Below are 19,873 nucleotides of genomic sequence, written 5' to 3'. Positions count from 1 at the left end.
CGGCGCGCTCCGGTGCCCGCCGGCGGACCGGGGAGTCGAGGCGTCCGGCCCTCCGGCCACCCGGGACGGCGAAGTGACCGGCCGGTAAGGTGCGGAGCACAGGCGCACCGGCAGGGCGATCGACGGGGAGTGGAGCACATGGGCGGCGACGGCACCGGGTTCTTCGAGTCGGCGGCGGATGCCGCCGCCAGGATGGCCGAGGTCGGCTACCTCGCCTCCACCGCAGTGGCCACCACCGTCTTCCTCGCCGACCGGCTGGGCAAGCCGCTGCTCGTCGAGGGCCCGGCCGGGGTCGGCAAGACCGAACTGGCCAAGGCGGTCGCCGAGATCGGCCGGGCGCGGCTGGTCCGGCTGCAGTGCTACGAGGGCATCGACGAGGCCAGGGCCCTCTACGAGTGGAACCACGCCAAGCAGCTGCTGCGGATCACCGCCGGCCGGGACGAGGGCTGGGACCAGGCCCGCACCGACATCTTCGGCGAGGAGTTCCTGCTCACCCGCCCGCTGCTGACCGCCATCCGCGGCGACGAGCCGACCGTGCTGCTGATCGACGAGATGGACAAGGCCGACGTCGAGGTGGAGGCGCTGCTGCTGGAGGTGCTCAGCGACTTCCAGGTCACCGTCCCGGAGCTGGGCACCATCGCGGCGACCCGGCGCCCCTTCGTGCTGCTCACGTCCAACGCCACCCGCGAACTGTCCGAGGCGCTGCGCCGTCGCTGCCTCTTCCTCCACCTCGACTACCCGGACGCCGAGTTGGAGCGCCGGATCGTCCGTCTGAAGGTCCCCGGCCTGGACGCCACGCTGGCCGAGTCGCTGGTGCGCGTGGTCGGCGCGCTGCGGGCGATGGAGCTGCGCAAGGCGCCGTCGGTGGCCGAGACCATCGACTGGGCCCGCACACTGCTCGCGCTCGGCGCGGACACCCTCGACGAGGCGGTCGTCCGCGACACCCTCGGGGTGATCCTCAAGCACCAGGACGACGTGCTGAAGGCCACGCAGAAGCTCACCCTGGCATGAGCGTCCCGACCGGATCAGGTACGGCGGGCGCCGGAGCCGCCGACACCGGTACCACGGGCGCCGGAGCCGCCGACACCGGTACCACGGGCGCCGGAGCCGCCGACACCGGTACCACGGGCGCCGGTGCCACGGTCGATGGAGCCGCCGACACCGGTACCACGGGCGCCGGTGCCACGGTCGATGGAGCCGCCGACACCGGTACCACGGGCGCCGGAGCCGCCGGCGCCGGAACCGCCGGAAGGGGTACCGCCGAGGCCGGTACGACCGACCTCGCCGCCCGGCTGACCCGCCTGGTCCGGGCCCTGCGCGCCCACGGGCTGCGGATCGGCCCGGCCGAGACGGTGGACGCGGCCGCCGTGGCCGGCGTCCTCGGTCTCGCCGACCGGGAGCAGCTGCGGGCCGGGCTGGCGGCCGCGCTGCTCCGCTCGGAGGGGCAGCGCGGCGTCTACGACGCCACCTTCGACCTGTACTTCCCGCTGGGCGTAGGCGCCCCCGAGGCCGCCCGGGACAGCTCGGCGGAGAACGAGGCGGCCGCCCCGGAGGCCGTCCGCGACCAGCTGCGCGAGCGCCTGGCCGCCGCACTGGCCGCCGACGACCGGGCGGCACAGGCCCGCCTGGCCGGCGAGGCGGTCGCCGCGTTCGGCCGCTTCGGCGTCGGCTCCGTCCCCGGCTCGGACGGCTGGTCCGCCCACCAGACCCTCGGCCGGCTCGCGCCCGAGACGCTGCTGGCCCGCGTCCTGGCGGCGCTGCGGGAGGGTGCCGCCGCGGATGCCGCCCCCGGCGCCCCGGCCGACGTCTCCGACCTCCTCCTCGCCGACGAGATCCGCCGTCGCATCCAGGGCTTCCGCGCCATGGTCGGCACCGAGGCCCGCCGCCGGGTCGCCGAGCTGCGCGGCACCGAGCGGATCGCCGAACGCGCCGTCGCACCCAGCGCCGACCGGATCGACTTCCTCGCGGCCGGCCGGGACCAGCTCGCCGAACTACGCCGCACCGTGCACCCGTTGGCCCGGAAGCTGGCCACCCGCCTGGCGGCTCGGCGGCGGCGGGCCGCCCGCGGGCGGATCGACCTGCGCCGTACCCTGCGCCGCTCGCTCTCCACCGGCGGTGTGCCGCTGCGCCCGGCGTACCGCCTGCGCCGGCCGGCCCGGCCCGAGATCGTGCTGGTCTGCGACGTGTCCGGATCGGTGGCCGGTTTCGCCGACTTCACCATGTTGCTGGTGCGGGCGATGAGCGACCAGTTCAGCAAGGTCCGGGTGTTCGCCTTCGTCAACCGCACCGCCGAGGTGACCGGGCTGCTGGCCGGGAGCGGCGACGGCGCCGACCCCGCCGTCCTCGCCCGGCGCATCCTCACCGAGGCGAAGGTGATGGGCCACCACGGCAACAGCGACTACGGCTCGGCCCTGGGGGAGTTCGCCGAGCACCACCTCGACGCGGTCGGCCCGCGCACCAGCGTGCTGGTCCTCGGCGACGCCCGCAACAACCACCGCGACCCGAACGTGCCCGCGCTGCGACTGATCGCCGCGCGGGCCCGCCGGGTGTACTGGCTCAACCCGGAGCAGCCCGCGCTGTGGGGCTCCGGCGACTCGGCGGCGCTCGCCTACGCGGAGGCGGTGGAGATGCACTCCTGCCGCAACGCCCGCCGGCTCGGCGAGCTGATCGCCCGGCTGCTTCCTGTCTGACGAGAGGCCGGGGAGGCAGCCGGGCCGTGAGGTTCAGCCGTCCAGGTGCCGGAGGAAGTCCAGCAGGGCGGCGGTGACCTCGGCCGGGCGTTCCTGCTGCGTCCAGTGACCGGCGCCGGGCAGGGTGACGTGCCGGTGGAGCTTGGGCGTGTTCCGCTCCAGCAGGTGGAGGAGCGCGTCGGGCCCGACCATCGCCGTCACCATGTCCCGGTCCCCGGCCACGTAGAGCGCGGGCACCTCGATGCGCAGCCCCGCGAAGGCGGCGAGCAGCTCGTTGTTGCGGTCGATGTTCCGGTACCAGTTGAGCGGGCCGGTGAAAGCGCGCTCGCCGTGCCCGGCGTAGTCGGCGGCGAAGGCCTCGATGTCGTCCTCGGTGAGCCAGTCGGGCAGCTTCTCCGGGTCGGGGACCGTGTCCAGCAGGGTGCGCCCCTCGGGGACGACCCAGACGCGCGGGCGGTCGGCGCCGGGGCGGTCGCCGGAGCCGCTGAACAGGACGCGGCGGAAGGAGGAATGCGGGTCCCGGGCGAGTTCGGCGTCGGCGACACCGGGCCGCTGGAAGTAGTTCTGGTAGAAGCCGTCACCGAACCGCTCGCGGGACTGCGCGAGCGGAGCCAGCCCGGAGACCGGCAACGGCGGGACGCTCAGCCCGGCCACGCCGCGCACCAGGTCGGGGCGGAGCGTGGCGCTGGACCAGGCGACCGGCGCACCCCAGTCGTGGCCGACCACCACGGCCGGCCCACCGCCGAGCGCGCCGATCAGCGCGGTGACGTCACCGACCAGGTGGAGCAGGGTGTAGGCGTCGACGGCCGCGGGCTGCTCGCTGCGGGCGTAGCCGCGCTGATCGGGGGCGACCACCCGGTAGCCGGCCGCGGCGAGCGGGGCGAACTGGTGGCGCCAGGAGTACCAGCTCTCCGGGAAGCCGTGCAGCAACAGGACGAGTGGCCCCTCGCCCTGTTCGGCGAGGTGCAGCCGGACGCCGTTCACCTCGACGTCCCGGTGCCTGATCTCGCCGTACCTGCTGCCCGTCTGCGTGGTCACGTCGCCCACTCCTGCTCCTCAGCTCGTCATCGTCACGGCCCTCGCGGCCGGCGCGGCCGTCATGGCCCGCGGCGGTCCGTCATGGCCCGTCATGGTCCGTCCGCGGCCGGATGGCGTCCGACCGTTCGCTATCCACCCTGCCCAGGCGAACGGCCCCGGAACCCACCGTGTGCCACCGGCCATCCCGCCACCCACCGACCCCCAGCCGTCACCTGCCCCCGACCGACCCCGACCGACCCCCGTCCGCACCCCCGCCCGACCCCTGTCCATCCCCCGATCGGACGCACGCCCGGACGTGCCGGCCAGGCTCAGCCCGCGGCCTGAGCCTGGGCCAGCTTCTCCTGCGCGTCGGCGAGATCCTCGGCGGTGGGCGCGTCGTCCTGGGTGAGGCGGCGGCGCCAGTACCCGGCGAACTCGACCGAGGCCTCGGCCAGCCCGCGCTCCCCGACCAGGTGGCGGCGGAGCGCCCGCACCGCCGCCGCCTCCCCGGCCAGCCAGGCGAAGGGCGTGCCGCCGGGCAGCTCAGCCCTCCGGACGGCGTCGGTCAGCGGCCCGCCCGGGGCGGCACCGTCGCGGTGAAGCCAGTGGACGGTGAGGTCGGCGCGGGTGTCGAGCAACTGCCGCTCGGCCGCGTCCGCCACCTCCAGGTAGGCCACCGTCGGCGTTCCGGCGGGCAGCGCCTCCAGCAGGGTGCCGACCGCCGGGAGCGCCGTCTCGTCGCCGGCCAGCAGCACCCAGTCGGCCCCGGCGACGGCGGCTCCGAGCGGGACCGGCGGGGCATACAGCTCGGACGGGCCGACCATGCCGAGCCGCTCCCCGGGCCGGGCGCGGCCGGCCCAGGCACTCGCCGGGCCGGTGTCACCGTGCAGCACGAAGTCGATCTCCACCACCCGGGTGCCGGGCCGCCGGCGGCGGAGGGTGAAGCTGCGCATCCACGGCCGCTCGGCCTCCGGGACGGCCAGGTAGGCCTGGTACCAGCTCATCGGATCGTCGCCCTGCGCGGGCAGGCGGGGCCCCTCCTGGCCGGGCCGCGGGAAGCAGAGCTTGACCTGCTGGTCGGGGGTCCTGTCGACGCTCTCGACGAGCGCGTCGGCCGCGAGGGTGATCCGGGCCATGCGCGGAGTGATCCGCTCGACGTCGATGACCTGGACCAATGTGACGGGAAGCTGCACGGTCGACCTCTCCGGTTTCGGCTCCACTGGTAACCTTACGGCATAAAGAGTTACCTCGGGCAGAATACTTTATGCCATAAGGAGTTGCCTCCGTGACCGTCTTCGCCGGACAGGGCGATGCCCAGCGCTCGATGGCCCTGCTCTGGGGCACGCCGGACCGCCCCCGCCCCGCGCGCAGCGGCCCCAAGCCCGGGCTGAGCGTGGACGCGATCGTGACCGCCGGGATCGCGGTCGCGGACGCCGAGGGGATGGCCGCGCTCTCCATGCGCGCGGTCGGCGAGCGGCTCGGCCGCACGGCGATGGCGCTCTACACCTACGTCCCCGGCAAGGGTGAGCTGCTCGACCTGATGCACGACCGGGTGCTCGCCGAGCTGCCCACCGCCTACGACCTCACCGCCGGCTGGCGGCCCGCCGCCACGGCGTGGGCCGAGGACGCGTTCGCCTGTTACCTGCGCCACCCGTGGGTGCTGCAGATCTCCCAGGCCCGGCCGGTGCTCGGACCGGCCGAGCTGGGCGCGATGGAGACGGTGCTGCGGATCCTCGCCGGGGCCCGACTGGCGCCCCGCCAGCTGCGGGGCGTGGTCGCCGCACTCTGGCAGCTCGTCCGCGGCATGGCCCGGACGGCCGCGGAGGCCCGCGCCGCGGCGGCCGCCACCGGCACGCCCGACGAGGAGTGGTGGTACGCCCGATCCGCACAACTCGCCGAACTGACACCGGACTTCGCGGAGCGCTTCCCGCTGCTGACGGCCCTGGAGAGCGATGACACCGCCGCCTCCGAGGCAGGGCACGACAGCGGCAACCCCTTGGAGGCCCAGACCCGGGAGGCGTTCCGCACCGGCCTCGCCGTCCTGCTGAACGGCGTGGAGGCGGCCGTCGCCCGCTAGTTGCTCTGACCGAGAAGGTTCACCGGATCGGCGCTTGCGAGACAGGTAGCGGGTGGATGTCGGCGACATCGAACCGAGTCCCGCAGGGTCAGGCAGACTGAAGAGTTCTCAGCGGGCACTCAAGGATGGGCTGTCGTGTTTTCGCGGGGACGGCCTACGAGTTCAGGCGAACACCCGGGTGAGCGTCGAGCGGACCGGCCCCTGGGCAGCCCCCTCGGGAACGGCGCTGGCATCGTAGGAGTCATGAGATCAGCAGGAACGACACCGGAACCGGAAGCCCCAACGCAGAGCGGCCTCACGACTCTAGGTGAGGTGGCGTGCCGTTATCAGGCAGGCGAGATCCGCCCCGATGACCTGCCGATGATCGCTGCCGAGGCACTCGCGGCCGGTCTGGACACCCCGACGCTGTGCGAGCTCGCCGGCTGGCCGCGCAACGCAGGTACTCACGATATCCGCAACGCGTTCGAACAAGCACTCTCCGAGTCCGCGGTGGCGCTGCCCGATCCTGGTCTGGCACGGCGCCACGCCCTGCGCCGGCTGGCGGCGAGACTCGTCGATGGAGAAATCGCTCCCGCCGACCTGGCGACGGACGACTGGTGGGAGACGGAAGTCGAAACTGCAGAGGAGCGATCGTTTGTGCGGCTGATACCGCAATGCGCGTGCTGCCTTGAGTATGCCTTGGGGGTTGACCTGCGGGCGTGGGCTTCCGAGCTGCGGATCGCCGCGCTCGCCCTGACATCGTCTGCGCCGATCGGCCCAGGCTGCTGACTCTGCCGTGACCGCATGCTCACCCCTGAGGAGCGGGTGGGCGGCGCTGACGAGGGTGACGTGGCGGTGCCAGCCGATGTAGGAGCGGCCCTCGAAGTGGTCCGGGCCCAAGCGGGTCTTCAGCTCGCGGTAGTGGTGTTCGGTCCGCCAGCGTGACTTCGCGAGTCTGACCAGGTCCCGGCGGGGATGTCGGCGGGCAGGTCTGAGATCCAGTACGTGACCGGCTCCACCTCGTTCTCGGGCCACGGGGCACGCGCACTGAGCGGAAGCCAATCGGGCACTGCTCGGGCACGGTTCGCCGGGCGCCGCCGGGCGTTCGGTTCAACGGAGCCCGGTCGAGGATCGTGCTCCGGCCCCCACTCCCCTCGTGGTGGGGGCCGGAGCGAGCCTGGGTCGCGCCGACGAGAGAGAGCATGCCAACGGGGACGGCCGGACGGCCATGCATTAGCCTCTGGGCCTAATAGTCAACAACGCGGCAGGTCAGGACGGCTGCGGGGAACCGGAGGAAGGTTCGTGATCGCACTGAGGTTCGGGGTCGCGGACCTCGCGAGGACCCGGTTCGTCATATCCCCGCTCGACCACCTGATGGCCGGCTCGGCCCGGTTGGGCGTTCACCAGGGCAGCGGGTCGCGCAGCGAGCGCTGGTGGCGGGACGTCCGCCGCCACGTGCCCCACCGGGCCGTGCGCTTCCTCGAGGTGGTCAACGCGAGCCCGGTCGGCGTCCCCGACTTCATGGTGGCGGACCTCGACGCCGTCCGCCGGCAATTGACCGACGAGCTCGACGCGCTCCTCTCCGTCCCGCAGCAGGCCGTGGAGGAGGGTGTCGCGATGTTCGGCAACGGCCCGGAAGTCCCGGCCGCCCTGGCCCGGTTGCGCGAGGACGGCAGCCGGGGCCTGCGCGAGGTCAGCGACGGAGCCTGGGCGCTGTTCCGGTCCTGCCTCGCCCCGGACTGGCCCGACATCCGCCGCGCGCTGGAGGCCGACATCGCCGTCCGGGCCCGCACCGCCGCCCGCTCCGGGATCGGCGAAATGCTCGACTCGCTCCACCCGAAGGCCGTCTGGCGGGACGAGGGAGTGCTGGAGTGCACCCTCGGCGAACTGGAGGGCTCCTTCGAGCTCGGCGGCCGGGGCCTGGAACTGCGGCCCAACTACTTCGTCCAGCGGAGCATCAGCCTGCTGGCCGGGCCGGACCGCCAGAGCCTGCTGCTGCACCCGATCGCCGCCCCGACCGCGGAGCCTGCGGCCCGGACTCCGGCCGCCGACGGCCTCGCTGCTGTGCTCGGCCCCGCTCGCGCCCGTGTCCTGCGCGCCATCGCCGGCAGCGCCTGCTCCACCACCGAGCTCGCCCAGCGGCTCGGCGTCACCCCGCCCTCCGCCTCCGCCCATGCCGTCGCCCTGCGCACAGCCGGCCTGATCGCCACCCGCCGCGAGGGCAAGCAGGTCCGCCACACCCTCACCGACGTCGGTCACGACCTCCTCCTCGACAATCCGCCGCCCCTGCCCCCGGCCTGAGCCTCGGTCGGTGGCGGCTCGGACGGACCATGGGGTGAGCATCCTGACGACAGGGGCCCATCGCTTTGCGGTTTCGCGGGAGCGGCCGCATGCCACCGGGGTGGAGTCGACGACCCACACGGTGTCGGTCCACAAGCGAGATGTCTGTTGCGAGGAGGCGGTTGACCTGGGCGATCAGGTCGGTGGCCTTGCGCAGGCGCCGGTTGTAGCCGGACTGTCCGGGCAGGTAGGGGAACAGGTGCCGCAGGTGGGCCTGGGCGTGGCGGATCCAGCGGCGTTCGGAGGTGAAGCCGAGCAGGGCCTGCATCACCGCGGGGGTGGCCAGCTCGGTATCCGTGAGCCGGGGCGGGATCCCGATGACGGGGCGCCACGGCGCCAGGTACGGCGATTCCTTCAGCAGGTCGTCGGTCTTCACGTAGAGCGCGGTCGCGAGGGAGTCCAGGTCTGGCGTCACAACCGACCAAAGATCCGACGGGGATCCGTCAGACGGGCCAGGTGCCTGTCCGGCCGGTCTCGTCGAAGAGGTGCCTGACCCTGTCGGCGACGATCTCCGGCTGCTCGGCCATGATGAAGTGGCCGGAGTCGACGGTTTCGAACCGGCCGTCCGGCAGCGACTCGGTCCAGCGCCGCTGGTGCTCGGCCAGGGCGGCGTGATGCCGTGCCCGGCCCGTCTGGGAACGGGTGGGCGAGAGCAGGACGGTCGGGCACGTCGGCAGGCCGGGCGGCTCGGCGCGGAAGCGCGGAATGGCCGCGGCCACGGCCTTGATCTCCTTCCTCGTCTGCGCGGTGCCGTCCGGGACGAAGTCCTCGGCGAGCATGGTCTCGTAGGTGTCCGCCGGGAAGAGACGTCGGATGTTCCCGCTGGCCAGGCGGGCCAGCGGGCGGAAGCGGAACAGTGCCTGCATCACGCCCAGTGAACGGTCCACCTTCGCGGCCGTCCGGTCGAAGGTGTCGTAGACGGGCGCGGTCTCCGCTGCCGGATCGAGCAGCAGCAGGCCCCGCAGCCGCGGGCCCAGCCGCTCGACGGCGCGACGCGCGACCAGCCCGCCCATGCTGTGCGCGACGAGCACCAGGCGGCCGGGTACCACCGCCTCTACCAGTGCGACCAGGTCCGCGGCCAAGTCGTCGATGCTCAGCTGGCTCGCCGTCCGGCCGCTGCGGCCGAAGCCGGCGCGGTCGTAGGCGACCAGTCTCGTTCCGTCCGCCAGCAGCGGCAGCACCAGGTCCCAGCAGGTGCGCCCCATTCCCCCGCCGGCCTCGAAGACCACCCAGTGCTCCCCGCTGCCGGACTCCTCGACATGGACGGTCCTCCCGTTCACCTGCACCGCCCGCCCCGCTGCCTGACGCATGTCCCCTCCAGTCCACTGTTTCCAGTTTCGATAATAATAGCGAGTGTGGAATCGTGTAGCCATGGACACCACCGACGTTCTTCTCCACCCGCTGCGCCTGCGCGTGGTGCACGCGCTCTCCGGCGGCCGGGTGCTGACCACCGCGCAGCTGTGTGAGCGCATGCCCGAGGTACCGAAGGTGACCATGTACCGGCACGTCGCCGTGCTGGCCGAGGCGGGTTTCCTGGAGGTGGCCGACGAGCAGCGGGTGCGCGGCACTGTCGAGCGGCACTATCGGCTGCGTCAGGACCGCCCGGTCGTCGATGCCGACGACGCCGCGGCGATGACCCCGGAGGACCACCGCCGGGGCTTCGCCGCCGCCATGGCCGTGCTGATCGCGGAGTTCAATGCCTACCTCGACCGCGACGGCGCCGACCCGGTGGCCGACGCGGTCTCCTACCGCCAGGGCACGCTTTGGCTCAGCCCGGACGAACTCGCAGAGATGACCGCCGAATTGCTCACGGTGCTGGGTCCTTGGCTGGCCAACCGGCCGACTCCAGGACGCGCACCCTACCTGCTCAGCCCCATCCGCTTCCCCCTCGGTCCGCCGTCCCCGGCGATGCCCGCCCCTGAAGCGACTGGTGTCGGTGACGCGAAGGCCTCGCAGGCACGCATGAGATGAAGCGAAGGAGTCCAAATATCGGGTGTGACGCCTGACCTGGACTCCCTCGCGACCGCCCTCTACGTGAAGACCGACGACCTACTGAAGGACTCGCCGCATCTCGCCCCATGACGGCCCAAGGTCGGGATCGCACCCCGGCTCAGCGACGCCGAACTGGTCACTCTCGCCGTGATGCAGGCTCTGCTCGGCTTCACCTCCGAACGCCGCTGGGTCCGCCACGCCCGCACTCACCGGCGACACCTGTTCCCGTACATGCCGGGACAGTCGAGCTACAACCGGCGGCTGCGCAAGGCCGCCGACCTGATCGCCCGCATCAACTGGCAGCTCGCCCGCGACACGTCGCTGTGGACCGACACCGTCTGGGTCGTCGGCTCCACCCCGGTCGAGTGCGGACGCTCCCGCGAGACCGTCAAGCGCTCCGACCTGGCCGGCTGGGCCCAGTACGGCTACTGCGCCAGCCACACCCGGTTTTTCTGGGGACTCCGCCTGCACCTGGTGTGCACCCTGCACGGCCTGCCCGTCGCGTTCGCCCTGACCGGGGCCAAGGCCGACGAACGCGAAACCCTGCTCGGCATGTTCGACACCGATCAGGGTCTGGTCGCAGACCGACGCGCACAGACCCTGATCGGCGACCGGAACTACTACGGCGCAGCGGTCGCGCCACTTGTCACCAGATGGTCGACCTTGGTGCCACCTGCTCCGGGTTTCCGGCCCGGTTGTCACCGAGCGCATGGAGATTCGGCAGGTCGGAGGATTGGTGAACAGCAGTGAGGTCTTGCGATTCGGATCCCCGGGTCACGATTGTTGGAGCCGGTAGCGGTGCGGGGCGCTGCCCCGGGCACCGGAGCCGTTGGCAGGGACGACCACCACGGATCTGTTCGAGATGCGTGGGCGCAGCGGCATCAGCCTGGCGGGTGATGGCCGCCGTGCACGTCACCAGGGCACTACGCCGGCGTCGTCGAAGAACTGTCCGGTGGGGCCGTCGTCGGGCAGGGTCGCGAGTTTGATGGCGATGGCCGCGCCCTGTTCGGGGGTGCGCACGCCGCGGAAGCCGTTGAGGTCGGTGGCGACGTAGCCGGGGCAGCCGGTGTTGATCAGGATGTTCGTGCCGCTCAGCTCCCGGGCGTATTGGAGGGTGACGGCGTTCAGGAACGTCTTCGACGGCACGTACGCCGCGGACACCGGACCTGTCGTCTGCTCGGCGGCGGGTCCTGACTGCCGGGTGAGGGAGCCGACGCTGCTGGACATGTTCACGATCCGTGGTGCGGCGGAGCGGCGCAGCAGCGGCAGCATCGCGTTGGTGACGCGGATGACGCCGATCACGTTGGTGTCCACGACCGTGTGGATGGTGGCGGGGTCGATCCGGGTGGGCTCCTGTGGCATGTCGCCTGCGATGGCGGCGTTGTTGACGAGCACGTCGAGGCGTCCGGCCTGTTCGTCGATCAGCCGTGCGGCGGCGGTCGCGCTCGCGTCGTCGGTCACGTCCAGCGGTACGGCGAACGCGTCGATGCCAGCGGCGCGCAGTTTCTCCACCGCGGTGCTTCGGCGCTGGTCGTCGCGGGCGCCGACGCCGACGCTCCAGCCGAGGGCGCCCAGGCCTGCGGCGATCTCGTAGCCGATTCCCTTGTTCGCGCCGGTGACCAGCGCGATCGTCCGTTCAGTCATAAGGACGATGCTGCCTTCGGACCTCGGCGGAGGTCCAAGACCGATCGAGTACGCAACGATACTGTCAGGGTATTGATCCGATAGCGTGGCCGGATGGAGACCCGGGAACTGCGGTATTTCGTCGCTGTCGCTGAAGAGTTGCACTTCGGGCGTGCCGCGCAGCGGCTCGGGATCGCGCAGCCACCGTTGTCACGGGCGATCCAGCGGCTCGAACGCCGGCTCGGGGCAGTGCTGTTGGATCGGACCAGTCGCACTGTCATGCTGACCGAGGCCGGCTCGGTGCTGTTGGTCGAGGGCCGGGCGGCTCTCGACGCGGTCGAGGCCGCCGAGCGTCGGACCCGCCGCGCCGCCCTTTCCGTGACCGGCCGCCCCGGCCTGGTCCTGGTCACGAAGGCCAGCGCGTCCAGGGAACTGCTGGCGAGACTGCTCGACGCGTACGCCGCCGAACCCGGCGCGGTCCCCATCGACGTCATCCTGTGCGGTCCGGGCGAGCAGGAACGACTCCTGCGCGAGGGCCGGGCCGACGTGGCGCTGCTGCACCGGCCGTTCGACTCGACGGCCGGATTCCATACCGAAGAGCTCAGCACGGAGAGTCAGGTCGTGGTCCTGCCCGCCGGGCATCCGCTCACCGCCCGGGCCCATGTGCACATGGCCGACATCACCGGGCTGCCGGGCCTGCCCCTCCCACGCTGGCCCGACCCCGACGGCACCTACCCGCCCGGCCCCGGCCCGCAGGTCCGCGACCATGCGCAGTTGTTGCAGCTCGTCGCGCTCGGCCGTGCCTGTGCGGTCTCACCGGAGTCGTGCCGAGCCCAACTGCACGGTGACCTCGCCGCCGTGCCCGTGCTGGACGCACCGACAGTCACCACCGTGATCGCCTGGCCACCGCACAGCCGGTCCAGAGCCGTCGCCGACCTCATCCGGACTGCGACACGTCTCCAGTAGCTCCCACCCGCCCGGCCAGGCTCCGCCCATCGTGGCCCGGCCCAACAGCTCCTGGCGACCTGGAACGGCCGACGTCCGACCTGCTACCGACCCACCGCCCAACCAAGACCAGCCCCGACCTGACAGAGCACTACAAGGTCGAGCCCGGTCGAGGCGGGGTCTTCACTGTCCCGGCTTCCCGGCGGCACCGGGACCGCCTCCCGGGCGGACGACGCTACTGCCCCCCCCCCGCGACCGCCCTGTTCGGCTCGTGCCGACGGCCACCGCTGCGCCCAGCACGATCAGGACGGCCCGAGCGGCGGGGTGCAGGCGCCGGCGGCCACCAGGGCGCCGATCAGCAGCGGCGGCGCGCCCGGCCGCCAGGTGGCGGCGGCCGTCAGGGCGAGCAGCCCGGCGTACGCCGTGGCCAGTGGCGGCAGCGCGCGCCGGGGGCCGTACCGGTCGACCAGGGCGGCGCGGGCCGGAGAGAGCAGGACGCTGGTCAGCCCGAACAGGGCGAGCGCCGTGCCGGCCACCGGGTAGGAGCCGGTGGCGTCCCGGACGGACAGCAGCAGGGCGAGCGGGGCCATGCCGTACGAGAGCCGGCCGAGCAGCGCGGCGGCGAAGGTCCGTCGGGCGTGCGGGGTACGCAGGACAGCGCGATAGGACGGGGTCAAGGGGGGCAACGGATCGTTCCTCGGTGGGGCGGGACCGGCAGCACAGCCGTGCCCGCGGGCGTGCGGGGACACCGGGGCGCCGCGCCCGGTGTCGGGGCGCGGTCGCGGCGGGCCGCCTAGACACGGTGGAGGAACATGCCCGGCACCGTACCAGCTGCCCCGCGCGGGACGGCAGCCCGGCGAGAGGCCCGGACGGAGCAGCGGGCGCGGCGGCCCGGCGGCGACGCGGGTACGTTCGCCGTGTGCAGCCAAGGTCAGTGCGGCAGAGCTCCGGACAGCCGATGAACGTGCAGCCGACGAACGCGCAGCCGACGAACGCGCGGCGGGGGTCCGTGCGGCCGGCGTCGGCGCAGCGGGGCTCCGTGCAGCGAAGGTCACGCCACGTCAGAAGGCCGGCGGCGGCCTGTGCCGTCGCCGTGCTGGTCGTCGCGGTCACGGCGCCGGCCGCCGCCGCGCAGGACGCGGCGTCCGTGGTCGGCGGCGAGCGGCTGGGCCGGCCCGCCGTCCAGGTGGCGCCGCTGGCCGGGGCGCCCGCGCTGCCGGCGGAGCTGACGGGGCGCTCCTGGCTGGTGGCGGACGCGGCCACCGGGGAGATCCTGGCGGCGCGCAACGCGCACATGCCGCTGCCGCCGGCCAGCACGCTGAAGATGCTGTTCGCGGACACCGTGCTGCCCAAGTTCGACCGTTCGCTGGAGCACAGGGTGGCGCCGGCCGAGCTGGCCAGCCTGGGAGCGGGCAGCAGCCTGGTCGGCATCAAGGAGAACCTGCCGTACCGGGTGGAGGACCTCTGGCGGGGCGTCTTCCTCGCCTCCGGCAACGACGCGGTGCACGTCCTCGCCCACATGAACGGCGGGCTGGCGCAGACCGTGGCCCAGATGCAGGCCCGCGCGCAGTCCCTGCAGGCCCGGGACACCCGCGTCGTCTCCCCCGACGGCTACGACCAGGACGGGCAGGTCTCCTCGGCCTACGACCTGACGCTGTTCGCCCGGACCGGGCTGCGCAACAAGGACTTCCGCGCCTACTGCTCCACCCGTACGGCCCGCTTCCCGGGCGGGGTCGACAAGACGACGGGGCAGCGCACGGCCTTCGACATCGCCAACACCGACCGGCTGCTCGGCAAGTACCCCGGGCTGATCGGGGTGAAGAACGGTTACACCACGGGTGCCGGGGCCACCTTCACCGGAGCCGCCGAACGCGGCGGCCGCACGCTGCTGGTGACGGTGATGCACCCGGAGTCGCAGGCCAAGGTGTACGACGAGGCGGCGAGCCTGCTGGACTGGGGCTTCGCGGCGGCGGGCAAGGTCGAGCCGGTCGGGCACCTGGTGGAGGAGGCGGGCGTCTCCGCCACCGCCACCGCCACCGGGGCCCCGGCCTCGGGCGGGCTGCCGCAGGCGATCCGTCAGGCCCACCACGCGCTGGGCCCGGCCGGCTGGACGGCCGTCGCCCTGTGCGGGGCGCTGGCGCTCTGGGCGGCGGGCCGGGCACGCGGCCGGCGCGGCCTCCACCCGGTGGCCGCCGAGGCCGTGCCGGTGCCGCTCGCGTTCCCTCGCGCCGGGGCCACCGCGCTGGGCGGCGCGACGGCGGTGGGCGGGCGCGGCCGGCGACGGTTCGTCCGCTCCGTCCGGGCCGTGGTGCTGACGGCGCGGCGGCGGGGCACGCGCTCGCGCTGACCTCCGGGAGCAGCGACCGGGCAGGCTACGGGGCGGTGACCGCCACGGTGCGAGGACCGGGCGGCGTCGCCCGACCGGCGGGGGGCGTGCGCGATCCCTCGGGTGCTGCGCGGGTTCGAGCCGTGAGAAGGGCCCACCGGTGCAGTTCCGGCGGTGTTGCTCGACTCCCTCGCGATCCGCGTCGACGGCCCGCGGGCCTGGGCAGAGGATCTGACGATCGACCTGGTGCTGACCGACGAGGAGCGGCGCTACCGGCTGACCCTGCACAACGGCGTCCTGACCCACCGCTCCTGCCCGGCGGCGCCGGCCCGGGCCCGGGAGACGGGGGCCGCACCGGGTCGCCGCCCGTCGCGCGGACGAGGCCGGTGCCGACAGACCCTAGACTTCCGGTCATGAACGACGTGCCGCCCGACCCCGCGACTCCCGGCCCCGCCTCGCAGGAGCGGCTTGAACGCCTCGTCCGCCTCTCCTCCGGCAGCTACCTGCTGGTGACCACCTACAAGAAGGACGGCACCGGCGTGCCCACCCCGGTCTGGGTGGTCCGCGACGGCGACGCGCTGGGCGTCTGGACCGTCACGGACTCCTGGAAGGCCAAGCGGATCCGCAACCGCGCCGACGTCCTGGTGGGCCCCTGCGACGTCAAGGGCCGGCCGACCGGCGAGCCGTACCCCGCCACCGCCGAGATCCTGGGGCCGGAGCGGACCGCCGCCTACCGGACGCTGCTGCGCCAGAAGTACGGCCTGCTGGGCGTCCTCACCCTGCTCGGCAGCCGGCTGCGGCGCGGCGAGCGCGGCACGGTGGGCATCCGGATCACGCTGACGGACTGACCCGCCCGGCCCCCTCCTCCACCCGCGCGCAGGTGTCCACGATCACCCGGGCCACCAACTCCGGGTCGTCGCTCATCGGCACGTGCCCGCAGCCCGGCAGCCGGACCAGCCGGGCGTCCGCGAGCTCGTGCAGGGCGCGGACGCCCTGACGGCGCAGCAGGATGCGGTCCCGGGTGCCCCAGGCGACGGTGACCGGGAGGGCGGAGAGGTCCCCGGTGAAGCGCAGCCCGCGGCCGGCCGCCAGGGTGGGCTCGAAGCCGGTCGCCCCGCGCAGCGCCCCGGTCTCGGCGGCCGCAGCGGCGGCGTCCCGGCGGCCGGGGCGGGCGTAGATGGTGGAGACGAGCAGCGCCCGGCCGGCCCTGGAACGGGCGAGCCGTTCGACCAACGGCTGCGGCAGCACACGCGCGCCGGCCCGCATCCCGCCCAGCACGGTGTAGGCGTAGCGGCGCTCGGCCTCCGTCCAGAAGCCGGCCGGTGCCAGCGCCGTCACCGAGCGGGCCAGCCCGGCCCGGCCGAGCCCGAGCGCCAGCAGGCCGCCGAGCGAGTTCCCGGCGACGTGCGGCCGCTCGATGCCGAGCGCCTCGCAGAGCCCGCCGAGCACCGGGACCACCGCCTCCACCCCGTACGGCACGCCGGGCGGCAGGGCGGGCGAGGCGCCGAAGCCCGGCAGGTCGACGGCGATCACCTCGTGCCGCTCGGCGAGCGCGGGCAGCACCGGCTCCCAGGCCTGCCAGTGGTGGCCGATGCCGTGCAGCAGGAGGAGCGGGCTGCCGGCGCCGAGCCGCCGGTAGCGGACGGTCACCGCTCCCGGTCCGTGCGGGTCGGGCAGCGGGAAGGTGATGTCGGCGGGCATGGGGCTCCTCTGCTGGACGCGATGTCAGCAAGGATTACCGACCGGTAGCCCACGCGACAAGAGGCCGGTCGCGACGCATGTGGCGCCCGCGCTGCCGGCCTCCGCCGTCCACGGCGGGAGCCGGCAGCGCGGCACCTCGACCCGGCCCCCGGGCCGTCGGCGTCGGCCGGGCCCGGTGCCGCTCAGACGCCCAGCCGGCGGGTCAGCGGCCGGGCGACCAGCAGCAGGCCCGCGGCCACCGCCACCGCCGCACCGCCGAGGGCGAGGAAGAGACCCGGCCCCGGCACGTTCCCGCCGGCCGCCTTGAGCGCGTTGCCGCCGACCCCGGAGCCGAGCGCGGCGGAGAGCCAGAACACGCCCACCAACTGGCTCATGAACGCGGCCGGCGCCACCGCCGTGGTGACGCTCATCCCGACCGGGGCCAGCGCGGCCTCCCCCGCCCCCATCAGCAGGTAGGTGGCGACCAGCCAGAGCGGCGAGACCTTCACCCCGTCCTCGGCCCGGTGGGCGGCCAGCGCCATCAGCAGCAGGGAGCCACCGGTCAGCGCCATGCCGACGGCGAACTTCGCGGTGGCGCTGATCCGTTCGCCGAACCGCACCCAGATCCAGGCGAACAGCGGCGCCGCCAGGACGATCGCCAGCGGGGTCGCCGACTGGAACCAGCTGGCGGGCAGCCGGATCCCCAGCACCTCCCGGTCGGTGGAGTCGCGGGCGAACATGCTCAGCAGCGAGCCGCCCTGCACGTGCAGGCCCCAGAACAACGCCGACGCCACGAACAGCCAGGCGTACGCGCGGATCCGGCCCCGGTCGACGGCGGAGATCTCCGGGTGGCGCAGCAACTGCCGGAAGCAGCCGACCGGCACCGCCAGGCTCAGCACCGCCACCAGGACCAGCGCATGCCGGATCCTGAAGGTGCCGGCCAGCGCGTCGGCCGCGAAGACGGCCGTCACCACGGCGACCGCCCAGCCCGCCACCCGGCCGGCCCTGCGCCGCTCGGCCACCGTGGCCGGCCGCTCCGGCCGGCGCCCGGTGTCGCCGAACGAGGCCGAGCCGCGCAGGTACTGCCAGATGCCGAACCCCATGCCGACGGCCGCCAGACCGAACCCGAGGTGCCAGTTGACCCCCTCCCCCACACTCCCGACCACCAGGGGCGCCAGCAGCGCGCTGCCCTGGATCGAGGTGTAGAAGACCGCGAACCCGGCGTCCCGCTCGGCGGTCGCGCCCCGCGGGTAGAACGCGCTCAGCAGGCTCGCCATGTTCGGCTTGAGCAGGCCGGTGCCGAGGGCGATCGCCAGCATCCCGAGGTAGACGGTCGGTACCGTGGGCAGCGCCATCATGACGTGCCCGGCCGCGATCACCACCGCGCCGTAGAGCGTCGCCCGGTAGCTGCCGAAGAGCCGGTCACCGAGCCAACCCCCGGGCAGGGAGGCGAGGAAGGTGGCGGCCATGTAGACGCCGAACAGCATGCTCGCGTCGGCGTTCGAGAGGCCGAGCCCGCCCTCGGCGGCCGGCGCGGAGGCGAACAGGAACAGGATGGCCAGCATCCCGAAGAAGCTGAACCGCTCCCACATGTCCGTGGCGAACAGCGTGACGAACCAGCGCGGCCTGCCGAACAGCGCGCGCTCGGCCGGCCCGGCCGGCGCGGCCGCCGGGCGTACCGTGGTCGGTGACGTCATGGGTGCACCCTCCTTCCGTGTCGGTCCGTCAGTAGCGGTACTGGTCCGCCTTGTACGGGCCCTCGACCGGGACGCCGATGTAGTCGGCCTGGTCCTGGGTCAGCGTGGTCAGCTTCACGCCCAGCGCGTCCAGGTGCAGACGGGCGACCTTCTCGTCCAGGTGCTTCGGCAGCACGTAGACGCCGATCGGGTACTGCTCGGTCTTCGTGAACAGCTCGATCTGCGCGATCGTCTGGTTCGCGAAGGAGTTGGACATCACGAACGACGGGTGGCCGGTCGCGTTGCCCAGGTTCAGCAGACGGCCCTCGGAGAGGATGATGATCGTCCTGCCATCGGCCTTGCGCCACTCGTGGACCTGCGGCTTGACCTCGGTCTTCACCACGCCCGGCAGCTGGGCCAGGCCCGCCATGTCGATCTCGTTGTCGAAGTGACCGATGTTGCCGACGATCGCCTGGTGCTTCATCCGGGCCATGTGCGAGGCCATGATGATGTCCTTGTTGCCGGTCGTCGTGATGAAGATGTCCGCCGACTCGACGACATCCTCCAGCGTCGCGACCTGGTAACCGTCCATCGCCGCCTGCAGCGCGCAGATCGGGTCGATCTCGGTCACGATGACCCGCGCACCCTGACCGCGCAGCGACTCCGCGCAGCCCTTGCCCACGTCACCGTAGCCGGCGACGACGGCCACCTTGCCGCCGATCAGCACGTCGGTGGCCCGGTTGATGCCGTCGATCAGCGAGTGCCGGCAGCCGTACTTGTTGTCGAACTTCGACTTGGTCACCGAGTCGTTGACGTTGATCGCCGGGAACAGCAGGTTGCCGTCACGGTGCATCTCGTACAGCCGGTGGACACCGGTCGTGGTCTCCTCCGTCACGCCCTTGATCGTCGCGGCGACCTCGGTCCACTTGTTCGGCGTCTCGACCAGGGTGCGGTTCAGCAGCTCCAGGATGATCCGGAACTCGTCGTTGTCCGCGGTCGACGGGTCCGGCGCGGCACCGGCCTTCTCGAACTCGACACCCTTGTGGATCAGCAGCGTGGCGTCACCGCCGTCGTCCAGGATCATGTTCGGGGTCTGCCCGTCCGGCCAGGTCAGCGCCTGCTCGGTGCACCACCAGTACTCCTCCAGCGTCTCGCCCTTCCAGGCGAACACCGGAACACCCCGCGGGTTCTCCGCCGTGCCCTCCGGACCGACCGCGATCGCCGCGGCCGCGTGGTCCTGGGTGGAGAAGATGTTGCACGAGCACCAGCGGACCTCGGCACCCAGCGCCGTCAGGGTCTCGATCAGCACCGCCGTCTGCACCGTCATGTGCAGCGAACCGGTGATCCGCGCACCGGCCAGCGGCTGCGCCGCGGCGTACTCCGCACGGATGGACATCAGGCCGGGCATCTCGTGCTCGGCCAGCTGGATCTCCTTGCGCCCGAACGGCGCCAGGGAAAGGTCGGCAACCTTGAAATCGGGCGCGGCGGTCTCGGGGACGGACATGAGCGAACTCCTCGGCTTGGAAGG

17 protein-coding genes and 4 pseudogenes are annotated in these 19,873 nt (G+C 73.2%); 11 read left to right on the top strand and 10 right to left on the bottom strand.

The window, feature by feature from the left end:
• Nucleotides 1-138 precede the first annotated feature (138 nt).
• Nucleotides 139-1,011 (top strand): AAA family ATPase, encoded by an 873-nt coding sequence (locus OG286_RS35790; protein WP_396325173.1) that lies wholly within the window; start codon nt 139-141, stop codon nt 1,009-1,011.
• Nucleotides 1,008-2,690 (top strand): VWA domain-containing protein, encoded by a 1,683-nt coding sequence (locus OG286_RS35785; protein WP_405358746.1) that lies wholly within the window; start codon nt 1,008-1,010, stop codon nt 2,688-2,690. The genes OG286_RS35790 and OG286_RS35785 overlap by 4 nt, the downstream gene beginning before the upstream one ends.
• Before the next feature lie 33 nt (nt 2,691-2,723).
• Here OG286_RS35785 and OG286_RS35780 read toward each other — a convergent pair whose 3' ends face one another.
• Nucleotides 2,724-3,728: an alpha/beta fold hydrolase gene (locus tag OG286_RS35780; RefSeq protein WP_396325171.1), complete on the bottom strand. Its 1,005-nt coding sequence runs from the start codon at nt 3,726-3,728 to the stop codon at nt 2,724-2,726.
• 308 nt (nt 3,729-4,036) lie between these two features.
• Nucleotides 4,037-4,900: a siderophore-interacting protein gene (locus tag OG286_RS35775; protein ID WP_405358747.1), complete on the bottom strand. Its 864-nt coding sequence runs from the start codon at nt 4,898-4,900 to the stop codon at nt 4,037-4,039.
• A 92-nt stretch (nt 4,901-4,992) separates the two neighbouring features.
• Here OG286_RS35775 and OG286_RS35770 point away from each other — a divergent pair, with 92 nt between their 5' ends.
• On the top strand, nt 4,993-5,784 hold the full coding sequence (locus OG286_RS35770; RefSeq protein ID WP_405358748.1) for a TetR/AcrR family transcriptional regulator: 792 nt from the start codon (nt 4,993-4,995) through the stop codon (nt 5,782-5,784).
• A 243-nt stretch (nt 5,785-6,027) separates the two neighbouring features.
• The gene (locus tag OG286_RS35765; protein WP_396325240.1) at nt 6,028-6,552 is read left to right on the top strand and encodes a hypothetical protein; all 525 of its coding nucleotides are present in this window, start codon (nt 6,028-6,030) and stop codon (nt 6,550-6,552) included.
• Nucleotides 6,553-6,579: 27 nt separating this feature from the next.
• On the opposite strand, the pseudogene OG286_RS35760 reads toward OG286_RS35765, so the two are convergent.
• Nucleotides 6,580-6,797, bottom strand: a pseudogene (locus OG286_RS35760) (IS701 family transposase); the annotation flags it as partial.
• Nucleotides 6,798-7,065: 268 nt separating this feature from the next.
• On the opposite strand from OG286_RS35760, the gene OG286_RS35755 reads away from it, so the two are divergent.
• A complete protein-coding gene (locus OG286_RS35755; protein WP_396325168.1) occupies nt 7,066-8,064 on the top strand; it encodes an ArsR/SmtB family transcription factor in 999 nt (332 codons plus the stop codon).
• A gap of 60 nt (nt 8,065-8,124) precedes the next feature.
• On the opposite strand, the pseudogene OG286_RS35750 reads toward OG286_RS35755, so the two are convergent.
• Nucleotides 8,125-8,518, bottom strand: a pseudogene (locus OG286_RS35750) (IS982 family transposase); the annotation flags it as partial.
• 28 nt (nt 8,519-8,546) lie between these two features.
• Nucleotides 8,547-9,413, bottom strand: coding sequence for an alpha/beta fold hydrolase (locus OG286_RS35745; protein ID WP_405358749.1), 867 nt, complete (start codon nt 9,411-9,413; stop codon nt 8,547-8,549).
• A 61-nt stretch (nt 9,414-9,474) separates the two neighbouring features.
• Between OG286_RS35745 and OG286_RS35740 the strand changes: the two genes are divergently transcribed.
• Together OG286_RS35740 and OG286_RS35735 are read left to right on the top strand one after the other, a co-directional pair.
• On the top strand, nt 9,475-10,074 hold the full coding sequence (locus OG286_RS35740) for a helix-turn-helix domain-containing protein (protein WP_396325166.1): 600 nt from the start codon (nt 9,475-9,477) through the stop codon (nt 10,072-10,074).
• 24 nt (nt 10,075-10,098) lie between these two features.
• Nucleotides 10,099-10,773: pseudogene (locus tag OG286_RS35735) on the top strand (transposase); the annotation flags it as partial.
• A 234-nt stretch (nt 10,774-11,007) separates the two neighbouring features.
• On the opposite strand, the gene OG286_RS35730 reads toward OG286_RS35735, so the two are convergent.
• Nucleotides 11,008-11,739, bottom strand: coding sequence for an SDR family oxidoreductase (locus tag OG286_RS35730; protein WP_396325165.1), 732 nt, complete (start codon nt 11,737-11,739; stop codon nt 11,008-11,010).
• A gap of 93 nt (nt 11,740-11,832) precedes the next feature.
• Between OG286_RS35730 and OG286_RS35725 the strand changes: the two genes are divergently transcribed.
• Nucleotides 11,833-12,684: a LysR family transcriptional regulator gene (locus OG286_RS35725; protein WP_396325164.1), complete on the top strand. Its 852-nt coding sequence runs from the start codon at nt 11,833-11,835 to the stop codon at nt 12,682-12,684.
• 287 nt (nt 12,685-12,971) lie between these two features.
• Here OG286_RS35725 and OG286_RS35720 read toward each other — a convergent pair.
• A pseudogene (locus OG286_RS35720) lies at nt 12,972-13,349 on the bottom strand (MFS transporter); the annotation flags it as partial.
• Nucleotides 13,350-13,756: 407 nt separating this feature from the next.
• On the opposite strand from OG286_RS35720, the gene OG286_RS35715 reads away from it, so the two are divergent.
• The 3 genes from OG286_RS35715 to OG286_RS35705 all read left to right on the top strand — a co-directional run bounded on the left by OG286_RS35715 (nt 13,757) and on the right by OG286_RS35705 (nt 15,837).
• A complete protein-coding gene (locus OG286_RS35715) occupies nt 13,757-15,010 on the top strand; it encodes a D-alanyl-D-alanine carboxypeptidase family protein (protein ID WP_396325163.1) in 1,254 nt (417 codons plus the stop codon).
• A gap of 153 nt (nt 15,011-15,163) precedes the next feature.
• The gene (locus OG286_RS35710; RefSeq protein WP_396325162.1) at nt 15,164-15,406 is read left to right on the top strand and encodes an alkyl sulfatase C-terminal domain-containing protein; all 243 of its coding nucleotides are present in this window, start codon (nt 15,164-15,166) and stop codon (nt 15,404-15,406) included.
• Entirely contained in the window at nt 15,403-15,837 is a 435-nt protein-coding gene (locus OG286_RS35705; RefSeq protein ID WP_396325161.1) for a PPOX class F420-dependent oxidoreductase, read from the top strand. The genes OG286_RS35710 and OG286_RS35705 overlap by 4 nt, the downstream gene beginning before the upstream one ends.
• Here OG286_RS35705 and OG286_RS35700 read toward each other — a convergent pair.
• From OG286_RS35700 to ahcY, 3 genes are all read right to left on the bottom strand, one after another.
• Nucleotides 15,821-16,690 (bottom strand): alpha/beta fold hydrolase, encoded by an 870-nt coding sequence (locus OG286_RS35700; protein WP_396325159.1) that lies wholly within the window; start codon nt 16,688-16,690, stop codon nt 15,821-15,823. The genes OG286_RS35705 and OG286_RS35700 overlap by 17 nt on opposite strands.
• Nucleotides 16,691-16,872: 182 nt before the next feature.
• The gene (locus tag OG286_RS35695) at nt 16,873-18,366 is read right to left on the bottom strand and encodes a peptide MFS transporter (protein ID WP_396325158.1); all 1,494 of its coding nucleotides are present in this window, start codon (nt 18,364-18,366) and stop codon (nt 16,873-16,875) included.
• Nucleotides 18,367-18,394: 28 nt separating this feature from the next.
• Complete coding sequence (gene ahcY / locus OG286_RS35690) at nt 18,395-19,849, bottom strand: adenosylhomocysteinase (protein ID WP_405358750.1); 1,455 nt, start codon at nt 19,847-19,849, stop codon at nt 18,395-18,397.
• Nucleotides 19,850-19,873 lie beyond the last annotated feature (24 nt).

The sequence above is a fragment of the Kitasatospora sp. NBC_00039 genome, from assembly GCF_045160625.1.
In the GTDB taxonomy this organism is placed as follows: domain Bacteria; phylum Actinomycetota; class Actinomycetes; order Streptomycetales; family Streptomycetaceae; genus Kitasatospora.
This window is presented reverse-complemented; position numbering and strand designations above follow the sequence as displayed.